The 17,229-nt window shown below is 72.2% G+C and carries 13 protein-coding genes; 6 read left to right on the forward strand and 7 right to left on the reverse strand.

Features of this window, described 5'->3' with window-relative positions; translation table 11 throughout:
* Positions 1-83 precede the first annotated feature (83 nt).
* The 5 genes from ACZ4SV_RS11995 (at position 84) to ACZ4SV_RS12015 (ending at position 6,906) form a co-directional block, all read left to right on the forward strand.
* A complete protein-coding gene (locus ACZ4SV_RS11995; RefSeq protein ID WP_365871106.1) occupies positions 84-755 on the forward strand; it encodes a DUF3000 domain-containing protein in 672 nt (223 codons plus the stop codon).
* Between the two features lie 258 nt (positions 756-1,013).
* Positions 1,014-1,673 carry a response regulator transcription factor gene (locus tag ACZ4SV_RS12000; RefSeq protein ID WP_365871104.1) on the forward strand — a complete coding sequence of 220 codons (660 nt, stop codon included), beginning with the start codon at positions 1,014-1,016 and terminating at the stop codon, positions 1,671-1,673.
* Positions 1,674-1,975: 302 nt separating this feature from the next.
* A complete protein-coding gene (locus tag ACZ4SV_RS12005) occupies positions 1,976-3,271 on the forward strand; it encodes a ribonuclease D (RefSeq protein WP_468003610.1) in 1,296 nt (431 codons plus the stop codon).
* A gap of 291 nt (positions 3,272-3,562) precedes the next feature.
* A complete protein-coding gene (locus ACZ4SV_RS12010) occupies positions 3,563-4,780 on the forward strand; it encodes a thiolase family protein (protein ID WP_468003612.1) in 1,218 nt (405 codons plus the stop codon).
* The gene (locus tag ACZ4SV_RS12015; RefSeq protein ID WP_468003614.1) at positions 4,777-6,906 is read left to right on the forward strand and encodes a 3-hydroxyacyl-CoA dehydrogenase NAD-binding domain-containing protein; all 2,130 of its coding nucleotides are present in this window, start codon (positions 4,777-4,779) and stop codon (positions 6,904-6,906) included. Before ACZ4SV_RS12010 ends, ACZ4SV_RS12015 begins: the two co-directional genes overlap by 4 nt.
* 57 nt (positions 6,907-6,963) lie before the next feature.
* On the opposite strand, the gene ACZ4SV_RS12020 is transcribed toward ACZ4SV_RS12015, so the two are convergent.
* Positions 6,964-7,980, reverse strand: a complete 1,017-nt coding sequence (locus ACZ4SV_RS12020) for a PLL family lectin (RefSeq protein ID WP_468003616.1) — start codon at positions 7,978-7,980, stop codon at positions 6,964-6,966.
* A 66-nt stretch (positions 7,981-8,046) separates the two neighbouring features.
* Here ACZ4SV_RS12020 and ACZ4SV_RS12025 point away from each other — a divergent pair, with 66 nt between their 5' ends.
* Complete coding sequence (locus ACZ4SV_RS12025; protein ID WP_468003618.1) at positions 8,047-8,439, forward strand: PIN domain-containing protein; 393 nt, start codon at positions 8,047-8,049, stop codon at positions 8,437-8,439.
* A 10-nt stretch (positions 8,440-8,449) separates the two neighbouring features.
* Here the strand turns inward: ACZ4SV_RS12025 and ACZ4SV_RS12030 are convergent, their stop codons facing one another.
* The 6 genes from ACZ4SV_RS12030 to ACZ4SV_RS12055 all read right to left on the reverse strand — a co-directional run bounded on the left by ACZ4SV_RS12030 (position 8,450) and on the right by ACZ4SV_RS12055 (position 17,200).
* On the reverse strand, positions 8,450-9,907 hold the full coding sequence (locus tag ACZ4SV_RS12030) for an ArnT family glycosyltransferase (RefSeq protein WP_468003620.1): 1,458 nt from the start codon (positions 9,905-9,907) through the stop codon (positions 8,450-8,452).
* An 87-nt stretch (positions 9,908-9,994) separates the two neighbouring features.
* Positions 9,995-11,518, reverse strand: coding sequence for an amino acid permease (locus ACZ4SV_RS12035; RefSeq protein ID WP_397948054.1), 1,524 nt, complete (start codon positions 11,516-11,518; stop codon positions 9,995-9,997).
* 139 nt (positions 11,519-11,657) lie between these two features.
* Positions 11,658-13,574 (reverse strand): 1-deoxy-D-xylulose-5-phosphate synthase, encoded by a 1,917-nt coding sequence (dxs, locus tag ACZ4SV_RS12040; RefSeq protein WP_468003623.1) that lies wholly within the window; start codon positions 13,572-13,574, stop codon positions 11,658-11,660.
* A 143-nt stretch (positions 13,575-13,717) separates the two neighbouring features.
* Positions 13,718-15,028 carry a sugar ABC transporter permease gene (locus ACZ4SV_RS12045; protein WP_468003625.1) on the reverse strand — a complete coding sequence of 437 codons (1,311 nt, stop codon included), beginning with the start codon at positions 15,026-15,028 and terminating at the stop codon, positions 13,718-13,720.
* Entirely contained in the window at positions 15,025-15,825 is an 801-nt protein-coding gene (locus ACZ4SV_RS12050; RefSeq protein ID WP_365871084.1) for an ATP-binding cassette domain-containing protein, read from the reverse strand. Before ACZ4SV_RS12050 ends, ACZ4SV_RS12045 begins: the two co-directional genes overlap by 4 nt.
* A gap of 268 nt (positions 15,826-16,093) precedes the next feature.
* Positions 16,094-17,200, reverse strand: coding sequence for a substrate-binding domain-containing protein (locus tag ACZ4SV_RS12055; protein WP_468004137.1), 1,107 nt, complete (start codon positions 17,198-17,200; stop codon positions 16,094-16,096).
* Positions 17,201-17,229 lie beyond the last annotated feature (29 nt).

Below are 17,229 nucleotides of genomic sequence, written 5' to 3' on the forward strand. Positions count from 1 at the left end.
GCAAGTCTCGCATGACACCGGTGACCGGCGGCGCGGGGTGTCTTGCCCCGCACTCAGGCCCGCTTCCCCTTACTCTTCCCCGCATGGCTGCGGCTCAGGGACGACTGTCGGACGGCGCTGACGGAATGGACGACGCGGAGGACACCGCTCAGGGGCGGGCGGGCAGTTCGCTGCCGCCGGCCTTCCGGGCCGCGGTCGACGCGCTGCGGACGGCACGGCTGCGGCCGCAGGTCGAGGTGGAGCCGGTGCGCGCCCCGCAGCGGCTGGCGCCGTACGCGCACGCGTTGGAGGCGGTGGTGGTCGACGGGGAGCAGGAGCTGGCCGACGGCCGGCTGGTGCTGCTGCACGACCCGGCCGGGCACGAGGCGTGGCGGGGCACGTTCCGGCTGGTAACGCTGGTGCGGGCGGAGCTGGAGCCGGAGATGGCGGCCGATCCGCTGCTGCCGGAGGTGTGCTGGTCGTGGCTGACCGGGGCGCTCCAGGCGCGCGGGCTGGCCTTCGGCGAGGCGAGCGGCACGATCACGCGCGCGGGCTCGCACTACTTCGGCGGGCTGGCGGAGCGGCCGGCCGCCTCGCAGATCGAGATCCGCGCCTCGTGGACGCCGCGCGAGGGCCTGGGCGGCGTGCCGGACACCGCCGCGCACCTGGTGTCCTGGTGCGATCTGCTGGCGCAGGTCGCGGGCCTGCCGCCGGCGGGTCCCGGGGACGCGTCGGTGGTGACCCTGCCGCAGCGCCGGGGGCCGCAGTCCCGCTGAAACGGTCACACGAAACGCCGTATTGACCATCTCTTTGTCGATACGGCCACTTTCTGTACTCGAATCGCACCAGCTCGAACCGATTCGATCTTCGGATGATCGATCGCGTGTCCGAATTGCACAGATTGTTACTCACTAGATCGTGATCACTCTCTAAAGGCGGACGAGTTTGCTGCCGAAGACGACTGTGACCTTGAAAGCACGGTTCGTCCCGGCTTCATCCCCCAAGCCGGCCCCGTCCCCCACCCAGGAGGCCTGGTGTCCGTTCTCCTTGAGCAACCCGCAAGCCTGGTCGCCTACCGCCCGAACAAGCCGACCGCCATGGTGGTCGTGGCCGATCCGCGCGTCCGCTCCACCGTCACCCGCCACCTGTGGGCGCTCGGCGTGCGCGATGTCATCGAAGCCTCGTCCATCGCGGAGGCTCGTCCCCGCATCGGCAACCCGCGCGACATCTGCGTCGCCGACGTCCACCTCCCCGACGGCTCCGGCCTCACCCTGCTGTCCGAGACCCGGGCCGCGGGCTGGCCCAACGGACTGGCCCTCTCCGCCGCCGACGACATCGGCGCGGTGCGCAACGCGCTGGCCGGCGGCGTCAAGGGCTACGTCGTCACCGGCACCCGCACCAACATCGGCCTGCCCCCCAGGCCCGGCGCCGCTCCCCTCGGCGCCGCCGCCCGTATGCACCGCCGCCCCCCGGGTGCCCCGAGCCACCCGGGCGGCTACCGGGAGCTGTCCGGACGCGAGGTCGAGGTGCTGCGACTGGTCGCGGAGGGCCAGTCGAACAAGGCGATCGGCGTGTCCATGGGCCTGTCCGCCCTCACCGTGAAGAGCCACCTGGCCCGCATCGCCCGCAAGCTGGGCACGGGCGACCGCGCCGGCATGGTGGCCGTGGCCCTGCGCACCGGAATCATCCACTGACCCCGCCCACCACTCCCCCTGCCGTGACCACCCGCCGACCCGATCCGCCGCCCCCGCACCGAGCCCACCCGTCGAGCCCATCGAGTTCACCGAGCCCACCGAGTCCATTCAGCCCGCCGAGCCCACCGAGCACCCCGTACCGCGTTCGCCCACCGAGCCCGCCCGCTGCCCCCTTCGGCGCAATCCGCGTTCACCCGGGTGAAGCGGACCAGGCCCGGCACTGACTGGTTTACGCCCCTCCCGCGCCCGTCGGCGGAACGTTCCGTCGACGGGCGCCGTGCGCGCACGGATACCCTTGACAGGTGACCGACGCCCAAGACACCGCAGCAGACAGCTCCCTGCGCACCCCCGGAGGCACACCTCCGGACGACGCCGGATCTTCTGTGCCGGGGGCGCCGACTCCCTTGCTCGAACCCCGCGAGGGCATTCCGCCCGTGATAACCGACGAGGCGGCCCTCGCCCGGGTGACCGCCGCCTTCGCCGCCGGCACCGGCCCGGTCGCCGTGGACGCCGAGCGCGCCTCCGGCTACCGCTACGGCCAGCGCGCCTATCTGGTGCAGCTGCGCCGCGAGGGCGCCGGCACCGCGCTGATCGACCCCGTCGCCTGCCCCGACCTGTCCGGGCTCGGCGCGGCCCTGTCCGGCGTCGAGTGGGTGCTGCACGCGGCCACCCAGGACCTGCCCTGCCTGCGCGAGATAGGCATGACGCCGACCCGCCTGTTCGACACCGAGCTGGCCGGCCGGCTGGCCGGCTTCCCCCGGGTCGGCCTCGGCGCGATGGTCGAGGGCGTCCTTGGCTACGTCCTGGAGAAGGGCCACTCCGCCGTCGACTGGTCCACCCGGCCGCTGCCCGAGCCCTGGCTGCGGTACGCCGCGCTCGACGTGGAGCTGCTGGTCGACCTGCGCGACGCCCTGGAGAAGGAGCTGGACCGGCAGGGCAAGCTGGAGTGGGCGCTCCAGGAGTTCGACGCGATCGCGACCGCGCCGCCGCCCGAGCCGCGCAAGGACCCCTGGCGCCGCACCTCCGGGATGCACAAGGTGCGCCGCCGCCGGCAGCTCGCCGTCGTGCGCGAGCTGTGGGAGACCCGGGACCGGATCGCCCGGCGCCGGGACGTCTCGCCGGGCAAGGTGCTGAGCGACGCGGCCATCGTGGAAGCCGCGCTCGCCCTGCCGGGCAACGTGCACGCCCTGGCCGCGCTGAACGGGTTCGGGCACCGGATGGGACGGCGGCAGCTGGAACAGTGGCAGGCCGCGGTGGACCGGGCCAAGACCGTGCCGGAGACCGCGCTGCCGCAGCCGGGACAGCAGGTGACCGGACCGCCGCCGCCGCGGGCCTGGGCCGACAAGGATCCGGCCGCCGCGGCCCGGCTGTCCGCCGCGCGGGCGGGCGTCTCCGCCCTGGCCGAGCGGCTCGCCATGCCGCAGGAGAACGTGATCTCCCCGGACACCGTGCGGCGGATCTGCTGGGAGCCGCCGGCCGTGGTGGACCCCGGATCGGTGGAGGCCGCGCTGACGGGGTACGGCGCGCGGCCGTGGCAGGTGGAGCTGGTGACGCCGGTGCTGGTGGACGCGCTGGCGGTCAAGGGCACCGGGGCCTAGGCGGCACGGGCGCGGGCGGGTCCGGGCCCGCCGGGACGGCTTTCCGGCGGGGGCCCGCCGGGGTCGCGCAGCAGCAGGAGGAACGGCGATATCACGCCAAGATCCGGCTGCGGCCGGAACTATGACATGTACAGGTCGAGCCCGGCGGCGGCAGGCGGACACGATGGTGAACCCCGGTCCGGCGGTGTGATGTTCGCCGCTGGAAGCGAGGGGACTGGGCAGCTACATTACCGGCAAGTAGCATGGGCTTAAGCAAGCGCTCAGCGTCCCGCACCCTGGAGGAGAGCCATCGTGCCTCGTACCGTCAGGGATGTCGTCTTCGTCGACGGCGTCCGCACCCCGTTCGGCAAGGCGGGCCCGAAGGGCATCTACCACGAGACCCGCGCCGACGACCTGGTCGTGAAGGCGATCCGGGAGCTGCTGCGCCGCAACCCCGGGCTGGACCCGAAGCAGATCGACGAGGTCGCCATCGCCGCGACCACGCAGATCGGCGACCAGGGCCTGACCCTCGGCCGTACGGCCGGCATCCTCGCCGGCCTGCCGCAGTCCGTGCCGGGCTACTCCATCGACCGCATGTGCGCCGGCGCGCTGACCGCCGTGACGACCACCGCCGGTTCGATCGCGTTCGGTGCCTACGACGCCGTGATCGCCGGTGGCGTGGAGCACATGGGCCGCCACCCGATGGGCGAGGGCGTGGACCCGAACCCGCGCTTCGTCTCCGAGAAGCTGGTCGACGAGTCCGCCCTGTTCATGGGCATGACCGCGGAGAACCTGCACGACCGCTACCCGCACATCACCAAGCTGCGCGCGGACGAGTACGCGGTGCGCTCCCAGGAGAAGGCCGCCAAGGCGTACGCCGACGGCAAGATCCAGGCGGACCTGGTGCCGATCTCGGTGCGCCGGACGAGCCCGGAGGGCGGCGAGACCGGCTGGGGTCTGGTCACCGCCGACGAGCCGATGCGCCCGGGCACCACGCTGGAGAACCTGGCGGGCCTGAAGACGCCGTTCCGCGTGCACGGCCGGGTCACCGCCGGCAACGCGGCCGGTCTGAACGACGGCGCCACCGCGTCGATCATCGCGAGCGAGGAGTTCGCCCGCGAGAACGGCCTGCCGGTCAAGATGCGCCTGGTGTCGTACGCCTTCGCGGGCGTCGAGCCGGAGGTCATGGGCTACGGCCCGATCCCGGCCACGGAGAAGGCCCTCGCCAAGGCGGGCCTGTCCATCTCCGACATCGGCCTGTTCGAGATCAACGAGGCCTTCGCCGTGCAGGTGCTGGCCTTCCTCGACCACTACGGCATCGCGGACGACGACGAGCGCGTCAACCAGTACGGCGGCGCCATCGCCTTCGGCCACCCGCTGGCCTCCTCCGGCGTCCGTCTGATGACGCAGCTGGCCCGCCAGTTCGAGGACCAGCCGCACGTCCGCTACGGTCTGACCACCATGTGCGTCGGCTTCGGCATGGGCGCGACGGTCATCTGGGAGAACCCGCACTTCGAGGGGGACAAGTGAGCACCACCGCCCAGCTTCTGCAGCAGGCCTCGGACCTGTTCCCCGACGAGGTCGTCACCTCCGCGCACGTACGCCACTTCGACCTGCCGTTCGGCGCCGGCCGCTTCGCGCTGATCACGCTGGACAACGGCCTGGACCACACCAAGCCGACCACCTTCGGCCCGGCCTCGCTGGCGAACCTGGACGCCGCCGTCGACCAGGTCGAGAAGGAGGCGGCCGAGGGCGGGATCGTCGGTGTCGGCATCACCGGCAAGCCGTTCATCTTCGCGGTCGGCGCCGACCTCAAGGGCGTCGAGCTGCTGAAGGAGCACGAGCACGCGCTCGCCATCGGCAAGGGCGGCCACGAGGTCTTCAAGCGCCTGTCGAAGCTGGCCGTGCCGACCTTCGCGTACTACAACGGCGCGGCCATGGGCGGCGGCGTCGAGGTCGGCCTGCACTGCTCCTACCGGACCGTCTCCAAGGCGATCCCGGCGTTCTCGCTGCCCGAGGTCTTCCTCGGCCTGGTGCCCGGCTGGGGCGGCTGCACCCTGCTGCCGAACCTGATCGGCGCCGACAAGGCCGTCTCGGTCATCATCGAGAACTCGCTGAACCAGAACAAGCAGCTCAAGGGCCAGCAGGTCTTCGACCTGGGCATCGCCGACGCCATCTTCGAGGGCGCCGACTTCCTGGAGCAGTCGCTGCTGTGGACGGCCCGGGTCCTCAACGGCGACATCACGGTCGAGCGCCCGGTGATCGACCGCGGCGCTGCCTGGGACCAGGCCGTCGAGCGCGGCCGGTTCCTCGCCGACGGCAAGGTGCACGGCGCGGCCCCGGCCGCCTACCGCGCCCTGGACATCATCGCCGCCGCGAAGAACGAGGACCACCAGCAGGGCTTCGACGCCGAGGACCAGGCCCTCGCCGACCTGATCATGGGCGGCGAGCTGCGCGCCGGCATCTACGCCTTCAACCTCGTCCAGAAGCGCGGCAAGCGGCCCGCCGGCGCCCCGGACAAGAGCCTGGCGCGTCCCGTCACCAAGGTGGGCGTGGTCGGCGCGGGCCTGATGGCCTCGCAGCTCGCCCTGCTCTTCCTGCGGCGCCTGGAGGTGCCGGTCGTGCTGACCGACATCGACCAGGAGCGCGTCGACAAGGGTGTGGGCTACGTCCACGCCGAGATCGACAAGCTGCTCGGCAAGGGCCGGATCAACCAGGACAAGGCCAACCGCCTCAAGGCGCTGGTGACCGGTGTCCTGGACAAGGCGGAGGGCTTCTCCGACGCGGACTTCGTCATCGAGGCCGTGTTCGAGGAGATCGGTGTCAAGCAGCAGGTGTTCGCGGAGGTCGAGGCGGTCGCCCCGGCGCACGCGATCCTCGCCACCAACACCTCCTCGCTGTCCGTGTCGGAGATGGCCTCGAAGCTGAAGCACCCCGAGCGGGTCGTCGGCTTCCACTTCTTCAACCCGGTCGCGGTGCTGCCGCTGCTGGAGATCGTGCGCGGCGAGCAGACGGACGACGCCTCGCTCGCGACCGCGTTCGCCGTCGCCAAGAAGCTGAAGAAGACCGCGGTGCTGGTCAAGGACGCCCCGGCGTTCGTCGTGAACCGCATCCTGACCCGCTTCATGGGCGAGATCCAGAACGTCATCGACGAGGGCACCCCGGTCGAGGTCGCCGAGAAGGCCGTCGAGCCGCTCGGTCTGCCGATGTCCCCGCTGGTGCTGCTGGAGCTGGTCGGCCCGGCGATCGGCCTGCACGTCTCCGAGACGCTGCACGGCGCGTTCCCGGACCGCTTCACGGTCTCCCCGAACCTCAAGGCGGTCGTGGAGGCGGGCAAGCGCGGCTTCTACGTCTACGACAGCGGCAAGCCGGAGCTGGACCCGGAGGTCGCCGCGCTGCTGAAGCAGGGCGACAGCGTGCTGACCCAGGAGCAGGTCCGCGCCCGGGTCCTGGACGCGGTGGCGCAGGAGATCGGGCTCATGCTCGACGAGGGCGTCGTCGCCGAGGCCCAGGACATCGACCTGTGCCTGATCACGGGCGCCGGCTGGCCCTTCCACCTGGGCGGCATCACGCCGTACCTGGACCGCGAGGGCGTCTCGGAGCGCGTGAACGGCAAGAAGTTCCTCGCCCCGGGCGTGGCGAGCATCCCGGTGTGACACCGGTGACCGTGTGAGGTGTGGGGCCCCCGCCGCGGCGGGGGCCCTTCGCGTTCCTCACACCGGCCGCCACGCCTCCAGGGCCAGTCCTGGTTCGTCCTTGCGCCGGGTGACCAGCAGGTGCCCGGTCGACGGGGACAGCGTCGCCGCCACCACGCGGTCCGTCTCGTCCTTCGTCAGCGACACCAGGGCGTCCAGCGGGAGTTCGGGGCCGGACTCGGTCCACCAGGCGCCCGCCGACTCCTGCTCGGTCGGGTAGGCGGCGAAGGCGACCCGGCGGCTCGCCGTCCGCTGGGCGAGCAGCGTGCAGTCGTAGCCGTCCAGGTCGCAGCGGACCGCCGCGACCGGGCCGGGGCCCGCCGCGGGCAGCAGCGTGACCGGCTTGCCGCCCGGCCGCCAGGCGCACAGGCCGTCGTCGGTGCCGGTGTAGAAGACGGTCGTGCTGTCCGGGGAGGTGGCCAGGGCGTGCAGGGTGCCGGGGCGCACCGCGGTCTCCAGGGTGTCCTGGAGCACGGGCACGGCGCCCGGTGCCTCCTGGCGCCAGTACAGCAGGCCCTGGGGCACCGCCGCGTACAGCTCCACCGTGCCGGACTCGGCGGTGACGGCGGCCAGTCCGTCCTGGACCTCACGGCCCTTCAGGTCCCGCCAGGGGCCCCAGCCGCCCTTCTCCTTCTGCCCGGCCATGCTCACGCCGCCGCCCCTGTTGCGGACGAACACATGGGCGCGGCCCTGCGCGTCGACGGCGACCGCGGGCGTCCCGGTGCGTTCGCCGCTCTTGTTGGGGTGGCCGATCGGGTGCCAGTCCAGGGCCGCGAGGTGCGCGCGGAAGTGCGTGGAGTGCACCAGCCCGGCTTCGCCCTTGACGGTAGGCCGCCAGGAGACCAGGTGGGCATAGCCGTCGGCGCCCTGGCCGACCGCCAGGACGGGGTGCAGCCGCTGCTCGCCGCCCACCCGGCGGGCGGCGGCGAAGGGGCCGCCCGGGCCGCGCTCCGCCCGGCACAGGACGGCTTCGCCCGAGAGCTGGTAGACACTGAGCCGGCCGTCGCGGCCGCGGAGGAGCCAGTCGCCGTTCACCGGTTCACTTTAAGCCGCCCGGCATCCTCCCCGGGGCCCGGGCCCCGGCCGTGGGACCCTTGGCCCATGACCTCTCCCCGGCCCGCTGTGCCCTCCCCCGCCGCGCCGCTCGTCATCGTGGACGGCGCGAACGTCGTCGGGTCGCGGCCCGACGGCTGGTGGCGGGACCGCAGGGGCGCGGCCGAGCGGCTGCGGGACCGGCTGGCGAGCGACGGCCTGCCCGGGCGTCCGGGGCCGGTGGAGATCGTGCTCGTGGTGGAGGGCGCGGCCCGGGGCGTGGCGTCGGTGCCGGGCGTGCGGGTGGAGCCGGCGCCGGGCAGCGGCGACGACCGGATCGTGGAGCTGGCCGCCGAGAGCGCCGGCCGGCCCCGCCTGGTGGTGACCGCCGACCGGGAGCTGCGGCGCCGGGTGACGGAGCTGGGCGCGGACGTCGCCGGCCCCCGCACCGTCCTCGGCTGAACCAGGCCCGCTACGGCCGCGGCAGCCGGGCGTACAGCACCGCGCCGTCCACCCGGCCCGCCTCCGTGTAGCCCGCCGCGAGCAGGCGGCGCAGGGTGGGCAGGCGGCCGGGCGCGTACGGCAGGCCCCGGGAGTCGTCGACGACCAGGGCGGGGGCGTGCGCGGTCATCTCCCGGCGGAAGACGGGCCAGGCGCCGGCGACGGCGTACTTCTCGCCGACCCGGGGGCCGTCCCGGCCGCCGCTGTAGTTGGTGAGCAGGCCCGCGGTCAGGTAGCGGGTGGCGGGGGTGCGGCCGGCCAGCCAGTACGTCTCCGGGTGTATGCCCCACACGAGGACCCGGTCGCCGGGTGCCGTGCGGTGTGCGAGGGCCGCCGCCAGCCGCTCGGCGTGGGCGAGTTCGGGCCGCGGGGCGAGGAGGCCCCAGCCGATGAAGAAGGCGCAGGCGCAGCCGGAGGTGAGGACGGCGGCCCGGCGCCGCTCGTCCGGCAGGACGTGCAGCGCGGCGGTGGCCAGCAGGGCGAGCGGCGGGATGAGCTGGAGGTAGTAGTGGCCGAAGAAGTGGCAGCCGAGGACCACGGCGACGGCCGAGGAGGCCAGCCACAGCCACGGCCACAGCCCGGCCGCCACGGCGCGGGCGTCGTCGCGCAGGGCCCGTGCGAGGGGCGCGAGCAGTCCCGCCGAGGCCGCCGCGAGGATCGCGGTGTTGGCCAGGGCGCGGCCCGCGGCGTGGAGTCCGGAGCCGGTGACGGAGGCGTAGGCGGCGGAGCCGGTGACCGTCCAGAACAGGAAGCCGGCCGGGTCCGTCAGCAGGGCCGCGCCGAGCACGGGCGCGGCCAGCCCGGCCGCGAGCCGGGGCAGGCCCGCGCGGGTGCCGCCGCGCTGGTGCAGCAGCCAGAGCACGGGCGGCAGCACCGCGCCGCCGGTCTGCTTGGTGAGGAACGCGGCGGCGACGGCGGCTCCGGCCGCGCCCCAGCGCCCGCGGTCCGCGCACCACACGGCGGCGGCCGTCCAGGGCAGCATGAACACCTCGAAGGTGGCGGCCTGCGCGTCCTCCGGGTTGAGCCCGACCGACACCAGCAGGTACAGCACCCCGGCGGTGCGTCCGGCCCGGTCGCCCCAGCGGCGGCGGGCCAGCGAGGCCAGCAGGACGGCGGTGAGGAGCTGGGCGAGGACGGCGAGGACGCGCAGCGGGGTCAGCGAGCCGGAGCCGCACAGCGCGAACGCGGCCTGGTACAGCCAGGGCAGCAGCGGCGGCTTGCGGTCCACCACCGTGTCGTAGAGCTGTCCGCCGTGGGCCAGGAGCCCGGCCTGTACGGCGAGGTAGCCCTCGTCCGGGTTCCACAGCGGCCGGACGAAGGAGGGCAGCCGGGTGACGCAGGCCAGGACCGCCAGGAGGGGCACGAGCCGCGTCCAGTACGCCGTACGGGTGACCGCGGTCCGGGCGGGGGCGAGCGGGACGGCGAGCATGGTCAGCACGCTATCCGGCCCCGCGCCGCTTCCCGGGAAGGGACATACGGGGCGGGGAGTGTCGGGCGCGCAGGATGCGGGCGCGGGTTACCGGGCCGTTCCGGCGGGCGGTCGCGGGTTCTCGCCGGCCGCGGCCCGCTCGCGCTCGGCGAGACGGCTGTGTGTGCGGCCGTAGAAGAAGTACACGACGAAACCGATCACCATCCAGATCGCGAACCGCAGCCAGGTCTCCGCGGGCAGGTTCAGCATCAGCCACAGCGAGGCGAGCACCGACAGGATGGGGACCAGCGGCACCAGCGGGGTGCGGAAGGCGCGGGGCAGGTCGGGGCGGCTGCGGCGCAGGATGATCACGCTGATCGCGACGACGATGAAGGCGAAGAGGGTGCCGATGTTGACCAGCTCGGCCAGTTCGCTGAGGCTGGTGAAGCCCGCCACGACCGCGATGACCAGGCCGAGCAGGATGGTCGACCGGTAGGGGGTGCGGAACCGCGGGTGGGTGTGGGAGAAGAACCGGGGCAGCAGCCCGTCGCGGCTCATGGCGAAGAAGACCCGGGACTGGCCGAGCAGCAGGATCATGCACACGGTGGTCAGGCCGATCGCGGCGCCGAAGCTGATCAGGCCCGCGTACCACGGGTGCCCGGTGGACTTGAAGGCGTCGGCGAGCGGTGCGTTCACGGACAGCGCGCTGTACTTCTGCATGCCGGTCACGACGATCGACACCGCCACGTACAGGGCGGTGCAGATGATGAGGGAGCCGAGGATGCCGCGCGGGACGTCGCGCTGCGGGTTGCGGGTCTCCTCGGCGGCGGTGGCGACGACGTCGAAGCCGATGAAGGCGAAGAACACCACGGAGGCCGCGGTGAAGACGCCCATGACGCCGAAGTGCGAGGGCGCCCAGCCGAACATGAGCTGGATCAGCGGCGCCTTGAGGTTCCCGCCGGCCGCGGCGGACTGCGCCTTCGGGATGAACGGGTGGTAGTTGGCGCCGCGGACGAAGAAGGCACCCGCGATGATGACGACGAGCACCACGGCCACCTTGACGGCGACGACCACCGAGGTGACCCGCGCGGAGAGCTTCATGCCGACGACGAGGATGGCGGTGAGCACCAGCACGAGGGCCGCGGCGAGGATGTCGAAGCCGAAGCCGCTGGCACCGTCCCGGCCGGCGAGCGCCTGGGGAAGCTGCCAGCCGGCGTTGTCCAGCAGCGAGTGGATGTAGCCGGACCAGCCGACGGCGACCACCGCCGTGCCCAGCGCCAGTTCCAGGACGAGGTCCCAGCCGATGATCCAGGCGGGGAGTTCGCCCAGCGAGGCGTAGGAGAAGGTGTACGCGGAGCCGGCCACGGGGACCGTGGAGGCGAACTCGGCGTAGCACAGGGCCGCCAGCGCGCAGACCACGCCGGCCACGACGAAGGACAGGGAGACGGCGGGACCGGCGGTGTTCTTCGCCGCCGTGCCGGTGAGGACGAAGATGCCGGTGCCGATGATGACGCCGACGCCGAAGACGGTCAGGTCCAGGGCCGTCAGGGACTTCCGGAGCGCGTGCTCGGGTTCCTCGGTGTCCTGGATGGACTGCTCGACGTTCTTCGTCCGGAAGAGCGCGTTGCCCACGTGCCCACCTCCCACGCTTGTCGTCCTCGACGTGATCGAGAGGACCGGGAGCGGTATGGCCCGGCACAGGCAGGTTCACGCACACGGGCCGGTTCCGCCACCCGGGAAGGCGGCGGGACCGGCCCGTGGGGCGCGCGGGTCAGTCGCGGGCGGACTCCACCGGGTCCACCGCGTCGGCGCTGCCGTCGAGCCGGGCGACCAGCCCGGTGACCTGGCGGGCGATGTCGGGCGCGGTCAGCCCGATCTCGGTGAGCACCTCGGCGCGGGAGGCGTGGTCGAGGAAGCGCGGCGGGATGCCGAAGTCGCGCAGCGGCACGTCCACGCCCGCGTCCCTGAGGGCCTGGGCGATCGCGGAGCCGACACCGCCGACGCGGCCGTTGTCCTCGACCGTGACGACGACCCGGTGCCGCTCGGCCAACGGGGCGAGGGCCTCGTCGACGGGCTTGACCCAGCGCGGGTCGACCACGGTGGTGGAGATGCCCTGCTTCTCCAGCAGCCCGGCGATCTCCAGGCACATCGGGGCGAGCGCGCCGACGGAGACCAGCAGCACGTCCGGACGGGCGGTGCCGGGCTCGCGCAGGACGTCCATGCCGCCGACCCGGCCCACGGCGGGTACGGCGGGACCGACGGCGCCCTTGGAGAAGCGGACCACGGTCGGCGCGTCGTCCACGGCGACGGCCTCGCGCAACTGGGCCCGCACCTGGTCGGCGTCGCGCGGCGCGGCGAGCCGCAGGCCGGGCACCACCTGGAGGATCGACATGTCCCACATGCCGTTGTGCGAGGCGCCGTCGGTGCCGGTGACACCGGCCCGGTCCAGTACGAAGGTCACCCCGCACCGGTGCAGGGCCACGTCCATGAGGACCTGGTCGAAGGCGCGGTTGAGGAAGGTGGCGTACACGGCGAAGACCGGGTGCAGGCCGCCGTAGGCGAGGCCCGCCGCCGAGACGGCGCCGTGCTGCTCGGCGATCCCGACGTCGTAGACCCGTTCGGGGAAGCGCTTGGCGAACTTGTCCAGACCGACCGGCTGGAGCATGGCGGCGGTGATCGCGACGATGTCCTCGCGCTCCTCGCCGAGCCGGACCATCTCCTCGCCGAAGACCGAGGTCCAGTCGGCGCCGGAGGAGGCGATCGGCAGTCCGGTGTCCGGGTGGATCTTGCCGACGGCGTGGAACCGGTCGGCCTCGTCCTGGAGGGCGGGCTGGTAGCCGCGGCCCTTCTCGGTCAGGCAGTGCACGATGACCGGGCCGCCGAACCGCTTGGCCCGGGTCAGCGCCGACTCCAGCGCCTCGATGTCGTGGCCGTCGATCGGGCCGACGTACTTCAGGCCCAGGTCCTCGAACATGCCCTGCGGGGCGATGAAGTCCTTCAGGCCCTTCTTGGCGCCGTGCAGCGTCTCGTACAGCGGCTTGCCGACGACCGGGGTGCGGTCGAGGATGTCCTTGGTGCGGGCCAGGAAGCGTTCGTAGCCGTCGGTGGTGCGCAGGGTCGCCAGATGGTTGGCGAGACCGCCGATGGTCGGGGCGTAGGAACGCTCGTTGTCGTTGACGACGATGACGAGCGGGCGGTCCTTGGCCTCGGCGATGTTGTTCAGCGCCTCCCAGGCCATGCCGCCGGTCAGCGCGCCGTCGCCGATCACGGCGACGACGTGGCTGTCCCGCCGGCGCAGCTCGTTGGCCTTGGCGATGCCGTCGGCCCAGCCGAGCACGGTCGAGGCGTGGCTGTTCTCGATGACGTCGTGCTCGGACTCGGCGCGCGCCGGGTAGCCCGACAGGCCGCCCTTCATCTTCAGCCGGGAGAAGTCCTGCCGGCCGGTGAGCAGCTTGTGCACGTAGGACTGGTGGCCGGTGTCCCACAGCACTTTGTCCTTCGGCGATTCGAAGACGCGGTGCAGGGCGATGGTCAGCTCCACCACACCGAGGTTCGGGCCGAGGTGGCCGCCGGTCTTGGAGACAGCGTCGACGAGGAAGGTCCGGATCTCCCCGGCCAGCTGGTCCAGCTCCTCCAGGCTGAGCCGGTCCAGATCGCGCGGTCCCCTGATGCGGGTCAGCAGCGGCACCCGTGCCTCCTTGCAGTAGAGCTGATCGAGCTGTTGCCGGGCTCGCCCGAGTCTAATGTTCCGGTCCGCGGGCGCATGACAGTGCCCGGAGCCGCCGGGCCCCGGGCACTGTGAGATACCACGCCCCCGCGGGGGCGGGAGGGTTACGCGCGGCCCGCCGTCTTCTGCGTCTTGCGCGTGATGGAGTCGATCACGACCGTGGTCAGCAGCACCGCCGCGGTGATCATGTACTTCACCGGCTCGGCGATGGACTGGAGCTGGAGGCCGTACTGGATGGAGACGATCACCAGCACACCGAGCAGCGCGTTCCAGGTCCGGCCCCGGCCGCCGAAGAGCGAGGTGCCGCCGATCACGGCCGCGGCGATCGCGTTCATCAGCAGGTCGCCGGTGCCCGCGCTCTGGTTCGCCGAGGCGATCTTGGAGGCCAGGAACAGGCCGCCGATCGCCGCGAACCCGCCGGAGACCGCGAAGACGGAGATCCGCACCGCGGTCACGTTGATGCCGGCGCGCCGGGAGGCCTCGACGCTGCCGCCGAGCGCGAAGACCTTGCGCCCGTAGGTGGTGCGCCGCAGCAGGAAGTCCGACCCGACCAGGAACACCAGGAAGACCACGGTGGCCAGCGGCAGGCCCTTGTACTGGTTGTACATGTAGGCCGCGGCGAAGGCGACCACGGCCAGCAGGGCCGTCCGCAGCGCGGTGTCGCCGAGCGGCCGGGCCGGGATGCCCGCGGCCTCCCGGCGCCGGTTGCCGAGGAAGGAGGTGAGGAAGAACACCGCGACCACGACCACGGCGAGGCCGTAGGCGGCCGCGACGTCGGAGAAGTAGTACGTGGTCAGCTTGGCGACCAGTCCGTCGCCGTCGAGGTTGATCGTGCCGTCCTCGCCGAGCACCTTCAGCATGAAGCCGAGCCAGAACAGCAGGCCGGCCAGCGTGACGGCGAAGGCGGGCGCGCCGAGGACCGCGAAGAAGAAGCCGTGCAGCGCGCCGATGGCGACACCGGCGACCACGGCGAGCAGGACGGCCGCCCACTCGGGCCAGCCCTGGTTGACCGCGAGGACGGCCATGAGGGCGCTGGCCGCGCCGCTGACCGAGCCGACCGACAGGTCGATCTCGCCGAGCAGCAGCACGAAGACGATGCCGACCGAGATCATGCCCGTGCCGACCATCGTGATCGTCACGTCGTTGATGTTCTGCGCGGACAGGAAGTTCGAGTTCAGCACCTGGAAGATCACGCAGATGATCGCCAGGCCCACGATGACGGGCAGCGAGCCCAGCTCGCCGGCCTTCATCTTGCGCTTGAACTCGTGCCAGTAGCCGAGCAGTCCCTCTTCCTGCACCAGCAGGCGCGGGTCGACGGCGGTCACCGCGGCGGCCGCGGCCTCGGGGTTCTCGACCGCGTCCCCGTCCTGCGGGGCCGTCTTGCCGGGGTTCTCTGAGGTCTTGTCGATGCTCACTGGGAAGCCTCCCCGTTCGCGCTGGACGTGCGCGCGGCACGGCGGGTCACGGCGTTGTCGGTGGCGCCGGTGATGGCGGAGATGATCTCCTCCTGGGAGGTCGTCTTGACCTCGAAGACGCCGTTGTTGCGGCCGAGGCGCAGGACGGCGACCTTGTCGGCCACCGCCTTGACGTCGGCCATGTTGTGGCTGATGAGGATGACGGCGTGGCCGCGCTCGCGCAGCCGCTCGACGAGGTCGAGCACCTGGGCGGTCTGCTCCACGCCGAGGGCGGCGGTGGGCTCGTCCAGGATGACCAGCTTGGGCTCGCCGAGCATGGAGCGGGCGATGGCCACGGTCTGGCGCTGGCCGCCGGAGAGCGAGGCGATCGGGATGCGGACGCTCGGGATGCGGATCGACAGCGTGGTGAGCAGCTCGCGGGCGCGGCGCTCCATCTCGACCTCGTCCAGGACGCCCCACTTCCTCAGCTCACGGCCGAGGAAGAGGTTGCCGACGACGTCGATGTTGTCGCACAGCGCGAGGTCCTGGTAGACCGTCGCGATGCCCAGCGCCTGGGCGTCGTGCGGCTTGCTGATCGAGACGGGCTTGCCGTCCCATTCGATGGCGCCCTCGTCGATGGGGTGGACGCCGGCGATCGTCTTGACCAGCGTGGACTTTCCGGCGCCGTTGTCGCCGACCAGGGCGACCACCTCACCGGCGTGGATCTCGAGCTCTACGTCGGTGAGCGCCTGGACGGCACCGAATCGCTTGGAGACCCCGCGCAACGCCAGCACGGGCGTAGCGGACACGTGAACCATCTCCTTCGCCGCCTGACCCGGCGGGAGGTTGTGCGATGAGTTGGGGGGGTTCCGTCCGGCGCCCCGGGCCGAGCTTGCGGGGCTGTCCGATGCGCCGGGGCGCCGGAGGGAGTAAGGGTGCGGCCGGCCGTCGGCGCGGCGGGCGTTCACGGGGTGGACGCCCGCGGCCGGAAGGGGCCGGGTACCGCTGGCCCGCGCGGGCCTGGCCCGGTGACGGGCGGCCCTGGCGCGGTCGTTCGTCCGGGCCGGCGGCCGGCCCGGGGTGCCGCTACTTGTTCAGGCCCAGCTTGTCGCAGGCGGCCTTGTACTTGCCGGCGCAGATCTCGTCGAGGGTGTAGATGCCGTCCTTGACGACGGTGTCCTTGATGTTGTCCTGGGTGAGGGACACGACCGGGACCAGCACGCTCGGGACGTCCTTGGCGCTGGTGCTGGAGACCTTGTCCTTGGCGATGGAGTCCAGGCTCTCGCCCTTGGCCAGCGCGACGGCCATCTGCGCGGCGGTCTCCGCCTCCTGCGGGTACGACTTGTACACGCTCATGTACTGGTCGCCGGTGACGATGCGCTGCACACCGGCGAGTTCGGCGTCCTGGCCGGTGACCGGGATGTCCAGGCCCGCGGCCTTGAGGGCGGTGATGATGGCGCCGGCCATGGTGTCGTTGGCGGAGTAGACGCCCACGATGTTCTTCTTGCCGACGGCGGAGATCGCCGCCTCCATCTCGGAGTTGGCGTTGTCCGGCGCCCACTCCTTGGTGTCGTACTCCTTGGCGACGGTGACCTTGCCGTCGAGGACGGAGTGCGCGCCGTCCTTGAACTGCTTGGCGTTGGGGTCGGTCACCGAGCCGTTGATCATGACGATCTTGGAGGACTTGGTGGCCTTGCCGCCCAGCGCCTTCAGCAGCGCCTGGCCCTGGGTCTTGCCGACCTCGACGTTGTCGAAGGAGGTGTAGGCGCTGATCGGTCCCTCGGCCAGCCGGTCGTAGGCGACGACCTTGATGCCCTGGTCCACGGCCTTCTTGACCGAGTTCTGGATGGCCTTGGCGTCCACCGGGTCGATGATCAGCACATCCACCTTGTTGGTGATCATGGTGTCGACCTGCTGGGCCTGGAGGTTCGCGTCCTGGCGGGCGTTGTTGTACTCGACCTTGGCCTTGCCGTTGGTCAGCTCGCCGACCTTCTTCTCGATCATCGGCCGGTCGAACTTCTCGTACCGCGCGGTCTTGTTCTCCGGCAGGAGCAGACCGACCTTGATGTCGTCGCCCTTCTTGGCCGACGTGGAGGAAGAGTCGTCGTTGCCCTTCGACTCCTTGGCGCTGCCACAGGCCGCGAGCGAGACGGCCATCGCACCGGCGGCAACGGCAACGGCGGCACGACGCATACGTGCGTTCACTTGAGAAACCTCCCTGA

The sequence above is a fragment of the Streptomyces sp. NPDC027672 genome (assembly GCF_055566335.1).

What these genes read in the sequence shown, in the direction of transcription:
- ACZ4SV_RS12050 (WP_365871084.1), bottom strand. Translation starts at nt 15,825, where the DNA reads ATGGTTCACGTGTCCGCTACGCCCGTGCTGGCGTTGCGCGGGGTCTCC.
- ACZ4SV_RS11995 (WP_365871106.1), top strand. Translation starts at nt 84, where the DNA reads ATGGCTGCGGCTCAGGGACGACTGTCGGACGGCGCTGACGGAATGGAC.
- ACZ4SV_RS12025 (WP_468003618.1), top strand. Translation starts at nt 8,047, where the DNA reads ATGACCTCTCCCCGGCCCGCTGTGCCCTCCCCCGCCGCGCCGCTCGTC.
- ACZ4SV_RS12055 (WP_468004137.1), bottom strand. Translation starts at nt 17,200, where the DNA reads ATGCGTCGTGCCGCCGTTGCCGTTGCCGCCGGTGCGATGGCCGTCTCG.
- ACZ4SV_RS12030 (WP_468003620.1), bottom strand. Translation starts at nt 9,907, where the DNA reads ATGCTCGCCGTCCCGCTCGCCCCCGCCCGGACCGCGGTCACCCGTACG.